Origin of the sequence: Methyloligella sp. GL2 (assembly GCF_013341275.1) — a bacterium.
In the GTDB taxonomy this organism is placed as follows: Bacteria; Pseudomonadota; Alphaproteobacteria; order Rhizobiales; family Methyloligellaceae; genus Methyloligella.
The window spans coordinates 1444831-1459191 of sequence record NZ_CP054476.1; the positions used below are offsets into that span (position 1 = coordinate 1444831).

13 protein-coding genes are annotated in these 14361 nt (G+C 64.7%); 10 read left to right on the forward strand and 3 right to left on the reverse strand.

Going from position 1 to position 14361, the window contains the following annotated elements; genetic code table 11:
- The first annotated feature begins 13 nt into the window (after positions 1-13).
- From HT051_RS06795 to HT051_RS06820, 6 genes are read left to right on the forward strand one after another with little or no spacing between them, the layout of a single operon-like run.
- A complete protein-coding gene (locus HT051_RS06795) occupies positions 14-1462 on the forward strand; it encodes an NAD-dependent succinate-semialdehyde dehydrogenase (RefSeq protein WP_174541338.1) in 1449 nt (482 codons plus the stop codon).
- A gap of 59 nt (positions 1463-1521) precedes the next feature.
- Complete coding sequence (rpiA, locus tag HT051_RS06800; RefSeq protein ID WP_174542904.1) at positions 1522-2232, forward strand: ribose-5-phosphate isomerase RpiA; 711 nt, start codon at positions 1522-1524, stop codon at positions 2230-2232.
- Entirely contained in the window at positions 2229-2780 is a 552-nt protein-coding gene (locus HT051_RS06805; protein WP_174541339.1) for a DUF2059 domain-containing protein, read from the forward strand. Before rpiA ends, HT051_RS06805 begins: the two co-directional genes overlap by 4 nt.
- Before the next feature lie 17 nt (positions 2781-2797).
- Positions 2798-3235 (forward strand): hypothetical protein, encoded by a 438-nt coding sequence (locus tag HT051_RS06810; RefSeq protein ID WP_246810206.1) that lies wholly within the window; start codon positions 2798-2800, stop codon positions 3233-3235.
- 2 nt (positions 3236-3237) lie between these two features.
- Complete coding sequence (gene gorA / locus HT051_RS06815; protein WP_174541340.1) at positions 3238-4629, forward strand: glutathione-disulfide reductase; 1392 nt, start codon at positions 3238-3240, stop codon at positions 4627-4629.
- A complete protein-coding gene (locus tag HT051_RS06820) occupies positions 4616-5371 on the forward strand; it encodes an SDR family NAD(P)-dependent oxidoreductase (protein ID WP_174541341.1) in 756 nt (251 codons plus the stop codon). The genes gorA and HT051_RS06820 overlap by 14 nt, the downstream gene beginning before the upstream one ends.
- A gap of 171 nt (positions 5372-5542) precedes the next feature.
- On the opposite strand, the gene HT051_RS06825 is transcribed toward HT051_RS06820, so the two are convergent.
- Both HT051_RS06825 and HT051_RS06830 read right to left on the reverse strand, forming a co-directional pair.
- Positions 5543-6703 (reverse strand): carboxylate-amine ligase, encoded by a 1161-nt coding sequence (locus HT051_RS06825; protein ID WP_174541342.1) that lies wholly within the window; start codon positions 6701-6703, stop codon positions 5543-5545.
- Between the two features lie 6 nt (positions 6704-6709).
- Complete coding sequence (locus HT051_RS06830) at positions 6710-7450, reverse strand: VIT1/CCC1 transporter family protein (RefSeq protein WP_174541343.1); 741 nt, start codon at positions 7448-7450, stop codon at positions 6710-6712.
- A gap of 131 nt (positions 7451-7581) precedes the next feature.
- On the opposite strand from HT051_RS06830, the gene HT051_RS06835 reads away from it, so the two are divergent.
- The 3 genes from HT051_RS06835 (at position 7582) to gltX (ending at position 12137) form a co-directional block, all read left to right on the forward strand.
- Positions 7582-8985, forward strand: coding sequence for a class II 3-deoxy-7-phosphoheptulonate synthase (locus HT051_RS06835; RefSeq protein ID WP_174541344.1), 1404 nt, complete (start codon positions 7582-7584; stop codon positions 8983-8985).
- Positions 8986-9024: 39 nt separating this feature from the next.
- On the forward strand, positions 9025-10698 hold the full coding sequence (locus HT051_RS06840) for an NAD+ synthase (RefSeq protein ID WP_174541345.1): 1674 nt from the start codon (positions 9025-9027) through the stop codon (positions 10696-10698).
- 101 nt (positions 10699-10799) lie between these two features.
- Positions 10800-12137: a glutamate--tRNA ligase gene (gene gltX, locus HT051_RS06845; protein ID WP_174541346.1), complete on the forward strand. Its 1338-nt coding sequence runs from the start codon at positions 10800-10802 to the stop codon at positions 12135-12137.
- Positions 12138-12173: 36 nt separating this feature from the next.
- Here the strand turns inward: gltX and HT051_RS06850 are convergent, their stop codons facing one another.
- Complete coding sequence (locus HT051_RS06850) at positions 12174-13439, reverse strand: DUF2865 domain-containing protein (protein WP_174541347.1); 1266 nt, start codon at positions 13437-13439, stop codon at positions 12174-12176.
- A 209-nt stretch (positions 13440-13648) separates the two neighbouring features.
- On the opposite strand from HT051_RS06850, the gene HT051_RS06855 reads away from it, so the two are divergent.
- The gene (locus HT051_RS06855; RefSeq protein WP_174541348.1) at positions 13649-14218 is read left to right on the forward strand and encodes a GNAT family N-acetyltransferase; all 570 of its coding nucleotides are present in this window, start codon (positions 13649-13651) and stop codon (positions 14216-14218) included.
- Positions 14219-14361 lie beyond the last annotated feature (143 nt).

Sequence of the window (14361 nt, forward strand, 5' to 3'; positions counted from 1 at the left end):
AGCGGCGAAGGCCATGAAGCTTCAAAATCCGTCTCTGCTGAAAGAGCAGTGCTATATCGGCGGCCGCTGGACCGGCGAGCCCTCGCTTGCCGTCACCGACCCCGCCACGGGCAAGCAAATCGCGCAAGTGCCGAACCTCGGCGCGGCGGAGACCAAAGCGGCGATCGACGCGGCGGCGGATGCGTTTCCCGCCTGGAGCGGGCTTCTGGCCAAGGAACGGGCGGCGATCCTGCGCCGCTGGTTCGAGCTGCAGATGGCCAATGCCGAAGACCTGGCTCAGCTGATGACGGCGGAGCAGGGCAAGCCCCTGGCCGAGGCGCGGGGCGAGGTGGCCTATGGCGCCTCGTTCACCGAGTTCTTCGCCGAGGAGGCGAAGCGGGTCTATGGCGAGATCATTCCCAGCCACAAGAAAAGCGGCCGCATCCTGGTGGAGAAGCAGCCGATCGGCGTGGTGGCGGCGATCACGCCGTGGAATTTTCCGCTCGCCATGATCACCCGCAAGGTTTCGCCGGCGCTTGCCGCTGGCTGCACCGTGGTGTGCAAGCCGGCGGAGGATACGCCGCTTTCGGCTCTGGCGCTGATGGCGCTGGCCGAGGAGGCGGGAGTGCCGCCCGGCGTGCTCAACATCGTCACCGGCGAGCCGAAGGCCATCGGCGGCGAACTGACATCCAATCCGAAAGTGCGGCTGATCACCTTCACCGGCTCCACCGAGGTGGGCAAGCTGTTGATGGAGCAGTCGGCCAAGACGGTGAAGAAGGTCTCGTTGGAGCTTGGCGGCAATGCCCCGCTGATCGTGTTCGACGATGCCGATCTGGATGCGGCGATCGAGGGCACTATCGCCTCGAAATACCGCAATATGGGCCAGACCTGCGTCTGTGCGAACCGGGTTCTGGTGCAGGACGGCATCTACGACCGCTTCGCCGCGCGGCTGGCTGAGACGGTCTCCGATTTCAAGCTGGGCGCAGGCACCGAGGACGGCGTGGTGCAGGGGCCGCTGATCAACGAGGACGGCCTCGCCAAGGTCGAGGCCCATGTCGAAGATGCGCTCGCCCATGGCGCCAAGGTTTTGACCGGCGGCAAGCGCGCCCCGGAAGGCGGCACCTTCTTCGAGCCGACGGTCTTGACCGGCGCGACCACGGAGATGCGGCTTGCCGATGAGGAAACCTTCGGGCCGGTTGCGGCACTGTTCCGCTTTTCTTCGGAACAAGAGGCAGTAGAGATTGCCAACGACACCCCTTACGGGCTTGCCGCTTATTTCTTTACCAAGGATCTGGCCCGGGCCTTCCGTGTCGCCGAGGCGCTGGAATACGGCATTGTCGGCGTCAATGAAGGGGTGATCTCCACCGAGGTCGCGCCGTTCGGCGGGGTGAAGGAGTCCGGGCTCGGCCGCGAAGGGTCGCATCATGGGATCGACGAATTCGTGGAGATTAAATACATCCTCATGGGCGGGATCTCGGCGTGAGCGCCGGCCATGTTTCATTTTCATAACGAGCGGGCGGCTGGAAAGAGGGAGCGCGGGTGTTGAACGCGGACGAGTTGAAGGAGAAGGCCGCGCTGCGGGCTCTCGATCTGGTTCGGGACGGGATGCGTCTTGGGCTCGGCACCGGTTCCACGGCAGCCTTCTTCGTCAAGGCGCTGGCCGGCCGCGTCGCCGACGGGCTGAATGTGCTCTGCGTGCCGACCTCCGAGGAGACCCGCGCGCTTGCCGCGTCTCTCGACATTCCGCTTTCCACTCTGGACGAAATTCCCCAGCTCGATCTCACCGTCGACGGCGCCGATGAGATCGACGATCAGCTTCGGCTGGTCAAAGGCGGGGGCGGGGCGCTGCTGCACGAGAAGATCGTGGCGACGGCCTCGGCGCGCATGGTGGTGATCGCCGACGAGGGCAAGCTGGTGAAGACCCTCGGCAAGTTCCCGCTTCCCGTCGAGGTGGTGCCGTTCGGGCTTCGCGCCACGCAAGGTCTGATCGCGGCGATGGCGCTGGAGACGGGATGCGAAGGCGATGTCGTGCTCCGGAAAAAGGGGGAAGAGCCTTTCGTAACGGATGAAGGCAACTTCATTCTCGATTGCCATTTCGGCCAAATCCCGGAGCCGGAGGTGCTGCACTTCGCGATCAAGCGGCTCCCCGGTGTGGTCGAGATCGGACTTTTTCTCGGTATCGCCGATGCGGCGATCCTTGCCGGGCAAGACGGACTACAACTGCTCCGCATGGCGGATTGGGAGGAAACATGATTCAATTCAAAACGATAAAGCGTACCGCTTCGGTTCTGGTTTTGCTTCTGGGTACCGGGCTTGCCGGCCAAAGCTTTGCGGCGGACGATGCGTCCGATGCCAAGAAGGATCTGGCGCGGGAGTATCTGGCGCTGACCAACCAGCTTGCGAGCGCTGAGGATATCGCTCAGGCGGTCGGCCGCCAGATCATCCGGCAGCGGCCGGATATCCGGATCACGGTGGAGAATTCGGCCGAAGCCGTGGCCAAGGATTTCGACGATGAGGTGAACTCGATGAACGAAGAGGTGGTCCGGGTCTATACCGATCACTTCAGCGAAGAGGAGCTGCAGTCGCTGGTCGATTCCTACAAGGCGCTTTATGCGACGCCGGCGGGCAAGAAGCTGAAAGCCGATAGCGATGCGATTGCCGAGAAGATGGGTGAGATCAGCCGGGTGCGCGGCGTTGCCATCGGCGGCGAGATCTACAAGGCGCTGATCGAAGAGGTCAGCAAGCGCGAGCAGCCGGTCGGCAGCAAGCCCAAACCGGCGGAGGATGGGGCGACGGAATGAGTGCTGCGCGGCGGGGATTGTTTGGCTTATTTGGCGGACGCAAGTCCAAGCGCATGCCGCGGGAAGGCGAGGGCGCAGAGCCCGGCCTTTTCGCCGGCGGGCGCAATATGGCGCTGAAGCTTCCGCCGCATCAATATGAGGAAACCTTGCGGTTCTACCGCGACACGCTGGGCCTGCCGGTGACGGTGATGGCCGATGGCGTGCCGGTCGTGGAGTTCGGGCCGATGCGTCTTTGGCTCGACCGCTCGGAAAGTGTTTCGCGTTCTGAGCTTTGGCTTGAGGTCGTGGCGGAGAATGCCGCGGATGCGGAAGAGGCTCTAGCTGCGGCCGATGTGGTGCGCTGCGATACCATCGAGCCGCTGCCGTCCGGTTTCCGCGGCTTCTGGGTGATGAGCCCCGCCAATGTCGTGCATCTGGTGGCTGAGCCGGGACAGGATTCAAGTGAGGAGGATTAGGCTTGGCTGACTACGATTACGATCTCTTTGTCATCGGTGCGGGATCGGGCGGGGTGCGTGCGGCGCGGCTTGCCGCCGAATGCGGTGCGAAGGTGGCCATTGCGGAAGAATACCGCGTCGGCGGCACCTGCGTGATCCGCGGCTGTGTGCCGAAGAAGCTGCTGGTCTACGGCGCGCGCATTTCCGGCGTGTTCGCCGATGCGCCGGCCTTCGGCTGGGAGATCGACGGGTATCGGTTCGACTGGCCGACCCTGATCGGCAATGTCCAGGCCGAGGTGGATCGGCTGAACGGCATCTACACCCGCCTGTTGGAGAATTCCGGCGTCACCAGCATGCTGGCCCGGGCGACGGTCGAGGGTCCCCACACGATCCGGCTTTCCGACCGCGACGAGACGGTGACCGCGAAGCGCATTCTCGTTGCCACGGGTGGGCATCCGATGATCCCGGATATTCCGGGGCGCGAGCATTTCATCACCTCCGACGATTGCTTCAAGCTGGAAGCCTTGCCTTCGAGCCTGGCGGTTCTCGGCGCCGGCTATATCGGGCTGGAATTCGCTTCCATCTTCGCCGCGCTCGGCGTCAATGTGACGGTGATCTATCGCGGGGATCAGATTCTGCGCGGCTTCGACGACGAGGTGCGCGATCAGCTCGCCGATGCGCTGCGTGCCCGCGGCATCGATATCCGGGTGGAGACCAATATCGAGCGGATCGAGGAAGAGGGCGGCAAGCTTCGCCTGCATCTGACCCGCGGCGACAGCCTGCTGGTGGAGAAGGCGATGGCCGCGACCGGCCGCATTCCCAACACGGTCGGGCTCGGACTGGAGCATGCCGGCGTCGAGCTCGGCTGGAACGGCCATGTTGTGGTGAACGAGTATTCCCAGAGCGCGGTGGAGAGCATCTACGCGGTGGGCGATGCCACGGACCGGATCAATCTTACGCCGGTGGCGATCCGCGAGGCGCATGCTTTCTCCGAGACGGTGTTCCACGACAACCCGACGGCGCTCGACTACGAGAATGTCCCGACCGCGGCCTTCACCACGCCGGAAGCCGCCATGGTGGGCCTCACCGAGGCGGAGGCGCGGGAGCGCTGCGAGGTGGACATCTATAAGACGAGCTTCACGCCGATGACCGCCACCTTGCCGAAGCGGACGCAAAAGATGCTGCTGAAGCTGATCGTCGATGCGGAGAGCGACCGGGTGCTGGGCTGCCATGTGCTCGGCCCCGACGCGGCGGAGATCATTCAGGTGGCGGCGATCGCGGTCACCAACGGTCTGACCAAGGCGCAGTTCGACCGGACTGTTGCGCTGCATCCCACCGCCTCCGAAGAGCTGGTGACCATGCGGCATAAATGGGAGCCGCCGGTGGTGGTTGCGGGCTCAGATGCGGCGGCTTGAGGATAAGGTTGCGCTGATCACCGGCGGTGCCGCCGGGATCGGCCATGCCATCGCCGAAACCTTCGCGCGGGAAGGCGCCAATATCGTCATTGCCGACCGCAATGACGAGGAAGGCGCGAAGGTCGCTGCGGCGATCGTGAAGAATAACGGCGCGGCGATGTCGCACGCGACCGATGTTTCCGATCTGGAACAGGTCAAAGGGCTGATGGCCGTGATCGGCGAGACTTATGGGCGGCTCGACGTTCTGGTCAACAATGCCGGGATCGGCGAGCGCGCCGATTTCCGCCATATGGACGACGAGGCCTGGGACCGGCTTTGGCAGGTGAATGTCGAGGGCACGGTGCGCTGCGCGCGCGAGGCCTTCGATCTGCTGCGCAGCTCCGGCCGGGCCTCGGTGATCAACGTCTCGTCGCTCATGGCGACCAAGCACGCTCGGCAGATGTCGGCCTATTCGGCGAGCAAAGGCGCCGTCACGGCGCTGACGCGAAGCCTTGCGGTGGAATATGCGCCTTACGGCATCCGGGTGAATTCTCTAGCGCCGGGCTATATCGACACCGATATGATCAGCCGCTTCACCGGCAATCCGATGATCTCCAAGGCGCTTTTGGGCCAGACGCCGCTGCGCCGTTTCGGCACGCCGCAGGATGTCGCCAATGCGGCGCTGTTCCTGGCTTCCGACGAGTCGGCTTACGTCACCGGGGCGGGGCTTGCCGTCGATGGCGGCATGGCGGTGACGCTTTAGTTTCTCATTCGGGATGATGACCCCCCTCCATCTCCCCCCTTTTAGGGGGGAGGGCTTGGCCGTGCGTTGGCGCTCCCTCCCCCTGAAAGGGGGAGGGCCGGGGTGGGGGTCACAATTCGGTGCGTGCTGCCGGTATGACGGCGGAGATGTTGCGGCCGGTGGCGGGCCGTATCAGCTTGCAGGGACGGCGAGGGTTTCGTCGCGGATCAGGTCGACGACGCCGCGCAATGCCTCGTCCTCCTCGGCACCGGCTTCTTTCAGCGCGATATAGCGCTCGATCTGGCGGTCGGCGCCGGTGCCGCTCTTGGCGATCTCCCGGGCATGGCCGACCTCTTTCAGGCAGCCGAGCGCTTCGGCATCCTCGGCGACCAGCTCCAGCAATTCCTCGATCAGATCGAGGAAGGGAACCAGCGTCCCCTTGCCGAAATCGACCAGGGTGCCTTCAGCCCCATAGCGCTGGGCGCGCCAGCGGTTCTCGCGGATCAGCACCGGCGGATATTCGCGCCAGCGCTGGTTCTGGCGGCGCAGCCGGTAGAGCATGCGGCAGATGCAGACGAAGAGCGCGGCGATGGAAACGGCGTCTTCGACGCGCGGGCAGATATCGGTCACCCGCATCTCCAGGGTGGGGAAGCGGGCGCTGGGGCGGAGGTCCCACCAGATCTTGGTGCCGTCCTCGATCAGCCCCGCCTTGACCAGCACTGCGACCGTGCGCTCGAACTCGCCGTAGCTTGAGAATTGCTGCGGCAGGCCGGTGCGCGGGAGCTCGTCCATGATGGAAAGGCGATAGGATTTCAGCCCGGTCGAGCGGCCCTCCCAGAAGGGCGAGGAGGTGGACAGCGCCAGAAGATGCGGCAGGAAATAGGCCGCCTGGTTCATGATGTCGATGCGCAGTTCCTCGTCGTCGATGCCGACATGCACATGCATGCCGCACACCACGAGCCGGTGGGCGATTTGCTGCAGATCGTCGGCCAGCGAGATGTAGCGCTCCTTCTCCGTGGTCTGCTGGCTTTGCCACAGGGCGAAGGGATGGGTGGAGGCGGCGATCGGCGAAAGCCCGAACTCGTCGGCGATCTCGGCGATGGTGGCGCGCAGACGCAGCACCTCGTCGCGCATATCGGCAATCGAGGTGCAGACTTTGGTGGCGACCTCGATCTGGGTGCGCAGCAGCTCCGGGCTCACCTGGCTGCCCAGCGCCGTCTCGCATTTGTCTAGCAGCTCCTTCGGCGGGGTCGCCTCCAGATCGCGGGTCTCCTGATTGACGAGGAGATATTCCTCCTCAAGTCCGATGGTGAGGCTTGGCTTTTCGAGGGAGCTTGGCTTTTCGAAAGACATGGGCGGCTAGACCAATCCTTGCAGAAGATACCCGACGATATAGGCGACGCTGGCCGCCGCCAGGCCGATGGTCAAGGTTTCCAGCCCGGTGCGCCACCAGGGATGCGGCGACCAGCGGCTGCGCAGCGACCCGATGACGAAGAACACTGCGGCGGTGCACAGCGTGGCGATCAGCGTCGGGTCGCTATCGAGCAGGGCGTAAGGGAGGATCGGCACGCTGCCGCAGACGATGAAGGCGGCGAAGGTCGCGGCGGCAGAGCGCCAGGGGGAGCGGATGATGGCGGGCAGGCCGTGCTCCTCGCTCATCATCAGGTCGATCCAGCGTTCGCGCTTCTTGGCGATGGTCTCGACCGCGTCTTCGAGCGCTTTTCCCGAAAGTCCCATGCCGTGCAGGATTTGGCGCAGCTCCTCGCGCTCACCCTCCGGGGCGAGCTTGACGTGGCGTTCCTCCATATTGCGCAAGAAGTGGTATTCGTCGATTTCGGTCTGGGTGCTGGAGAAATTGCCCGCCGCCATGGAGAAACCGTCGGCGAGGAGATTGGCCAGCCCCAGGATCAGCACGATGGCGGTGGAAAGATCGGCTCCGACCACGCCGGCCATCACCGCGAAGGTGGTCACCGCCCCGTCGATGCCGCCATAGACCACATCGCGCAAATAGCTGGCCTCAGGCCCGTGCTTGAGCCGTCTGGCGATGGCGGCGGGATCGTGGCTGTGCTCGAGCTTTAACGCAGCGGGCTTCTTGACCATGGCAATGGGAAAGTCCTTAACAAAGCCGTGTTTCCCTTTGGCATGGGCGCAGCGTAAGGGCAAATGCTGCTTCGCCTAGCCAGACCCGGTCCGATCGCCTATATAGCGGGGACTTAAGAAGGAGTTGTCACATGCAGTCGCGTTGGAGCCCCGAAAGCTGGCGCGTTAAGGATATCGAGCAGGCCCCGGTTTACCCGGATGCGGCCGCTCTGCACGAGGTCGAAGAGCAGCTTGCGAGCTTTCCGCCGCTGGTTTTTGCAGGCGAGGCGCGGGAGCTGAAGGCCGAACTCGCGCGCGTGGCTGCCGGTGAGGCCTTCCTGATGCAAGGCGGCGATTGCGCCGAAAGCTTCGCCGAGCACGGGGCCGATACGATCCGCGACTTCTTCCGCGTCTTCCTGCAGATGGCGGTGGTGCTGACCTATGCCGGCGGCTCGCCGGTGGTGAAGCTCGGCCGTATCGCCGGCCAGTTCGCCAAGCCGCGCTCGGCCCCGACCGAGACGCAAGGCGATGAGACGCTGCCGGTCTATCGCGGCGATATCATCAACGCGACCGAGTTCTCCGAGGCGGCGCGCGTGCCCGATCCGATGCGCATGCTGATGGCCTATCGTCAGTCGGCGGCGACGCTGAACCTGCTGCGCGCTTTCGCGCAAGGCGGCTACGCCAATCTGGAGCATGTGCATCGCTGGAATCTGGGCTTCGTGCAGGATAGCCCCGTCGGGCACCGCTATCAGGAGCTGGCCGATCACATCACCGGCTCGCTTCGCTTCATGCGGGCGACCGGAATCACGCCGGAGAACACGCCGCAGCTCCGCCGCACCAATGTCTACACCAGCCACGAGGCGCTGCTGCTCGGCTATGAGCAGGCGCTGACCCGGATCGATTCCACCACCGGCGAGTGGTACGCCACCTCGGGCCATTTCCTGTGGGTGGGCGACCGCACGCGCCAGCCGGACAATGCGCATATCGAATATATGCGCGGCATCAAGAATCCGATCGGGCTGAAATGCGGCCCGAGCCTGGAGCCGGACGAGCTGCTGCGGTTGATCGATCTTCTGAACCCGCAGGACGAGGCGGGGCGTCTGACCTTGATCTGCCGCTTCGGCCACGAGAATGTGGAGAAGCATCTGCCCGGTCTGATCCGCGCCGTGGAGCGCGAGGGCAGGACCGTGGGCTGGGTCTGCGATCCGATGCATGGCAACACCATCAAGGCGGCGGGCGGTTTCAAGACCCGGCCCTTCGACCGTATCCTGCACGAGGTGGAGAGCTTCTTCGACGTGCACCGGGCGGAAGGCACCTATGCCGGCGGCATCCATGTGGAGATGACCGGGCGCAACGTCACCGAGTGCGTTGGCGGGCGCAAGGCCATCACCGAGACGGATCTGTCGGACCGCTATCACACCCATTGCGATCCGCGCCTCAATGCCGATCAGTCGCTGGAGCTTGCCTTCATCGTGGCCGAGCGGCTGAAGCGGGAGCAGGAAGACCGGCTCGCCGCGCGCGAAAATGCCGACATCTCGGTCGCAGCCGGCGAATAAGGCTTCGATGCGTCTGTAGGGTTCGGCTAAGTTCTCCGCATGGTTCAGCCGGTCACCGACACATTCAATCTCGCCCTGGTGCAGGCCAACCCTGTGCTCGGCGACATTGCCGGCAATCTCGCCAAGGCGCGGGAGGCGCGGGCGAAGGCGGCCCAAGAGGGGGCCGACCTTCTGCTATTCACCGAGCTTTTCATCACCGGCTATCCGCTTGAAGACCTGGTGCTGAAGCCGGCGCTGCAACGCGCAGCCAAGGCCGCCGTCGAAGAACTCGCCAAGGACACAGCCGATGGCGGGCCGGGCGTGCTGATGGGCCTTCCCTGGGAGGAAAAGGGCCTGCTTTACAACGCCATGGCGCTGTTGGATGCGGGTGAGATTCAAACCGTCCGGCTAAAATGCAACCTGCCGAATTACGGCGTGTTCGACGAGAAGCGGGTGTTCGCCGAAGGTCCGCTGCCGGGGCCGGTGAACTTCCGCGGCCTGCGCATCGGGGTGCCGATCTGCGAGGATATCTGGTCGGAGGATGTCTGCGAGACCCTGGCCGAGACCGGCGCGGAGCTTCTGGTCAGCCCCAATGGCTCGCCCTATTGGATGGAGAAGCACGAGCAGCGCATCCAGGTCGCCGTCGCCCGGGTCACCGAGACCGGGCTGCCGCTCGCCTATCTCAACCAGGTGGGCGGGCAGGACGAGCTGGTGTTCGACGGCGCCTCCTTCGTGCTCAATGCCGACCGTAGCCTGGCGGTGCAGATGCCGGCTTGGGAGGAGGCGCTCACCGTCACGAGGTGGAGCAAGACCGGCGGCGACTGGTCTTGCGAAAAGGGCGAGCTTGCGGTGCTGGAGGAGGGCGACGAGGCCAATTACCTCGCCTGCATCACCGGCCTCAGAGATTATGTGCGCAAGAATGGATTCCCCGGCGTGGTGCTGGGGCTCTCCGGCGGCATCGACTCGGCGCTGTCGGCGACCATGGCGGTGGATGCGCTTGGCGCCGACAAGGTTCAGTGCGTGATGCTGCCTTACGAATACACCAGCTCCGAGAGCCTGGAGGACGCCAAGCTTTGCGCCGATGCGCTGGGGCTGCGTTACGACGTGATGCCGATCCATGCGGCGGTGGAGGGCCTGGTGGAGACGCTGGCGCCGATGTTCGAAGGCACCAAGCCGGACATCACCGAAGAGAATTTGCAGAGCCGGGCGCGGGGCACGCTGCTGATGGCGCTGTCCAACAAGTTCGGCCCCATGGTGGTTACCACCGGCAACAAGTCGGAGGTTTCGGTCGGCTATGCCACGCTCTATGGCGACATGAATGGCGGCTTCAACCCGATCAAGGACCTCTATAAGACGCAGGTCTTCTCGCTGGCCCGCTATCGCAACCGGGAGCGTCCGAAAGGCTGCCTCGGCCCGGACGGGGAGGTGATCCCGGAGCGGATCATCACCAAGCCGCCGACGGCGGAGCTGAGAGCCGATCAGCGCGATCAGGATACGCTGCCCGAATACGACGTGCTGGACGATATCCTGAACTGCCTGGTGGAAGAGGAGATGCCGGTGCCGGAGATCATCGCCCGCGGCCATGATCGGGAGCTGGTCAAGAAAATCGAGCGCATGCTCTATATCGCCGAATATAAGCGGCGGCAGGCGGCACCGGGCGTGAAGATCACGGCGAAGAATTTCGGCCGCGACCGGCGCTACCCCATCACCAATAAATTCCGCGAAGAGGCGTGAGAGCGCGCCAAGGCGGCAATGCACCGTTGCGTCGGCGCGGGGCTTTCGCTAAGGCGGAACTCACTTAAAGCGACTGCACCGCCAGGACCGGCAATCTCATCATGACAGTTATCGTCCGCTTCGCGCCGAGCCCCACGGGGCGTCTCCATGTCGGCAATATCCGCACGGCGCTGCTCAACTGGCTGTTCGCCCGCAAGCAGGGCGGCCGCTTCATCCTGCGCCTCGATGACACCGATCAGCAGCGCTCCACCCTGGAATTCGCCGAAGGGATCGAGACCGACCTCGCCTGGCTCGGGCTGGACTGGGACGTCTTCATGCGCCAGTCGGACCGGCTGGAGGAGTACGACCGGGTGGTGGAGGAGCTGAAAGCTTCGGGCCGGCTCTATCCGGCTTACGAGACGCCGGAGGAGCTTGAGCTGAAGCGCAAGCGCCAGCGGGCGCGGGGGCTGCCGCCTGTTTATGACCGTGCGGCGCTGTCCTTGAGCGACGAGGACAAGGCCAAGCTGGAGCGGGAAGGACGCAAAGCCCATTGGCGCTTCAAGCTGGAGCCGCGCGATGTGGTCTGGAACGATCTGGTGCGCGGCGAGCAGCATATCGATGCCGCTTCGCTCTCCGATCCGGTGCTGGTGCGCGCCGATGGCAGCTATCTCTACACGCTGCCCAGCGTTACCGACGATATCGATAGCGGCGTCACCCATATCATCCGCGGTGAGGATCACGTCGCCAACACCGCGGCGCAGATTCAGCTGTTCGAGGCGCTGGGCGAGCGTGCGCCGGTTTTCGGCCATCACAGCCTGCTGGTCGGCGGCGAAGGCGAGGCGCTGTCCAAGCGGCTCGGTGCGCTTTCCATCGATAGCTTGCGGGCGGAGGGGATCGAGCCGGCGGCGATCACCAGCTATGCAGCGATGGTCGGCAGCTCCGATGCCATCACCGTGCATGCCCGGCCCGATGCGCTGGTGCCGGGTTTCGATCTTGCCAAGCTCAGCCGGGCGCCGGCCCGCTTCGAGGATAGCGAGCTACATCATCTCAATGCCAAGCTGCTGCACGCGCTGCCCTATGGCGCGGTGGCCGACCGGCTGGTTGAGATGGGCGTTCCCGGCGGTGCCGAATTCTGGGAAACGGTGCGCGGCAATCTCACCGTGCTGAAAGACGCTGCCGATTGGTGGCAGGTGGTCTCCGGACCGCTCGCTCCGACAATCGAGGATGCGGCGCTGTGCGAGGCGGCGGCGGATCTGTTGCCGCCGGAGCCGTGGGATGCGGAGACCTATGGCGGCTGGATCGCTCAGGTGAAGGAGAAGACCGGGGCCAAGGGCAAGGGCCTGTTCGGCCCGCTTCGCCTGGCGCTGACCGGGCGCGATCACGGGCCGGAGCTGAAGCAGCTCTTGCCGCTGATCGGGCGCGACCGGGCGCATCGCCGCCTCAAGGGCGAGACCGCCTAAGCGGCGATTGCTGCCGCCCTGCTAGAAGCCTTCTCCCTAGAAACCTTGCGATTTCTGGATGGTGGATTGCTGCGGGGGAAGCTCCTGCTGCATCGGGATTTCCTGCTGCATGGGAACTTCCTGCTGGGGCGCCTGCTGCTGCATGGCGCTCGGGTCCATACTGTTCTCCTCTAGCGGCGCCCAGCCATCGTCGCCGCCATTGAGAATCTGGCCGGCCTCTTCCGCGCCGGGGGAGAGCGGAACCTCGCCGCTCGGCACGCCCGCCTGGTTGCCGGCACCGGGGCCTGTATCGGGTGTCATACCGTAGGTGTCGGCATCGTTTACATTGGTGTCGAAATCGAGCTGCAGATCGGAAGCATTGCCGCTGTCGGGATCGAACGGCATCGCCTGGCTCGCCGGCGGCTGATTGGGCTGAGCCGCCGCCGTCGCCCCGCTTTTGGCCGCTTCGGCCTGCGCCTTCTCGGTGTTATGGGCCTCGATCTCGGTGGGATTGTATTCGACCTGCTTGCAGGAGCAGCCCTTGACGTATTCCTTGCGGTATTTGAACGCCACGGGGAGATCGACATAGGGCATGCCGTTCAGCGAGATCGCCGATTCGATCTCCTGGCCGGGATTTCGGTAGACATAAAGCTCCGCCGGGGCGGCGCAACTCGCCTGACACTGATTGGCGTCGCGCGAGAAGCGGTTGGAATAGACCGAATAGTTGATCGGATAGAAGAAGCCGTCGCATAGCCGCACGCAGACGGTGCGGTAGGGCACACCGCTGAGGATTTGGCGGGAGACCGGGGCGCCGTAGTCGTCGCGTCCGCCGCCGCCGAACCAATCGAACAGCCCGCCGCGCCGCGCCGATTGCCCGCCGCGGCAGCCATTGCGGGCCAGCGCATCCTGCAGATCGGCTATCTCACGCCGTGCGCCGCGGCCCGAGGCGATGGCGTCGCGGCGATCCTGCAATTGCTTCAACTGGCGGCGCGAGTCCTCCAGCTGCGCATTCATTCGCTGGCAGCGGGGGGTGCGCACCACGCCGCGGCCGAAGATGAAGAAGCTCTCGAAGCAGTCGGCGCGCTCCATCGCCGATTCCGTGCCGCGATAGGCGCGCCGCAGGCTGGCGATCTCCTGATCCAGCATCGGCAGCTGCTCGCGTCCGCCGCCGCCTTGCAGGCTGGCCAGCTCTTGCTCAAGCTGCATGCAGCGGAGCTGCTGATCGTTCATCGGCTGGGCAATGGCCACGCCGGCGCCGGCGAGCCCCAAAACCGCAAGGCTGGCGAACGCAAGCTTGCGCTTGCCGCCGAGGCTACGAATCACGCTGCGTCCCGCCATAGGCAGAAGGCTCTGAATGTGGCGTAACACGCTCACTTATAAGTCTTTTCCATGCTGTTTAAGAGGGGTCGACCTTGCTTCGGGACGCCCCGCCTCAGGCCCCGGCAACATTAATCGGCGGTAGCCTTATGGGTCAATGCGGCACGATTATGGATTGTGCAACCCGTGGCAGGAATGCCAGAGGGAAAACCGTCATGACCAAGAGCACCAAAGAGCCGCCGGTCCTGCGGGACGGGGCGCTGATCCTCCGGCCGGCGCGGGAGAGCGACGCCGAAGCGCGGCTGGCGCTCGGCCGGACGCCCGAAATCGCCCGTATGTTTCCCCTGGATGCGGATCGCGCCAGGGAACCGCTGACGCTTGAAGAGGCGCGCCGCTGGGCGGAGCGGCTGATGGCCCATCCCCATGGCTGGGCGGTCGAATATGAGGGGCGGCTCTTAGGCGAGGCCCATCTCAGCCAGCTGGATCGCGCCCACGGCTCGGCCCGGTTTGCCTGCGCCATCTACGATCCGGCGATGCTGGGAAAGGGGCTCGGCCGCCGCCTGATACGGCTGGTTCTGGCTTATGGCTTTGGCGAGCTGGGCCTGCATCGTATCGGCCTCAGGGTGCTCGCCTATAATGAGCGGGCGATCCGCTGCTACAAGGCTTGCGGTTTCGTCGAAGAGGGGCTGGTGCGCGAGGCCGTGCTGGTCGACGGGGAGCGCCATGACGACATCCTCATGGGCGTGCTCCGGGGCGAGTTCGAGGCCGCGTGTGGCAAGCTTTAGGCGTTGTTCTTGACGCTTGGCCTCCGAATGCCCATAAGAACGGGCATGACGACACGTGAGCAACCGAACCTTATCATTTGTTGCTGCATTATCGCGGGTTAATCCACGAGCCTGCGCGCGGTCGTTCATCTTTCGCACAACAT

Coding starts and splice junctions, on each gene's coding strand:
- HT051_RS06795 (WP_174541338.1), top strand. CDS start 14: ATGAAGCTTCAAAATCCGTCTCTGCTGAAAGAGCAGTGCTATATCGGC.
- HT051_RS06805 (WP_174541339.1), top strand. CDS start 2,229: ATGATTCAATTCAAAACGATAAAGCGTACCGCTTCGGTTCTGGTTTTG.
- HT051_RS06820 (WP_174541341.1), top strand. CDS start 4,616: ATGCGGCGGCTTGAGGATAAGGTTGCGCTGATCACCGGCGGTGCCGCC.
- HT051_RS06825 (WP_174541342.1), bottom strand. CDS start 6,703: ATGTCTTTCGAAAAGCCAAGCTCCCTCGAAAAGCCAAGCCTCACCATC.
- HT051_RS06830 (WP_174541343.1), bottom strand. CDS start 7,450: ATGGTCAAGAAGCCCGCTGCGTTAAAGCTCGAGCACAGCCACGATCCC.
- HT051_RS06835 (WP_174541344.1), top strand. CDS start 7,582: ATGCAGTCGCGTTGGAGCCCCGAAAGCTGGCGCGTTAAGGATATCGAG.
- HT051_RS06840 (WP_174541345.1), top strand. CDS start 9,025: ATGGTTCAGCCGGTCACCGACACATTCAATCTCGCCCTGGTGCAGGCC.
- gltX (WP_174541346.1), top strand. CDS start 10,800: ATGACAGTTATCGTCCGCTTCGCGCCGAGCCCCACGGGGCGTCTCCAT.
- HT051_RS06855 (WP_174541348.1), top strand. CDS start 13,649: ATGACCAAGAGCACCAAAGAGCCGCCGGTCCTGCGGGACGGGGCGCTG.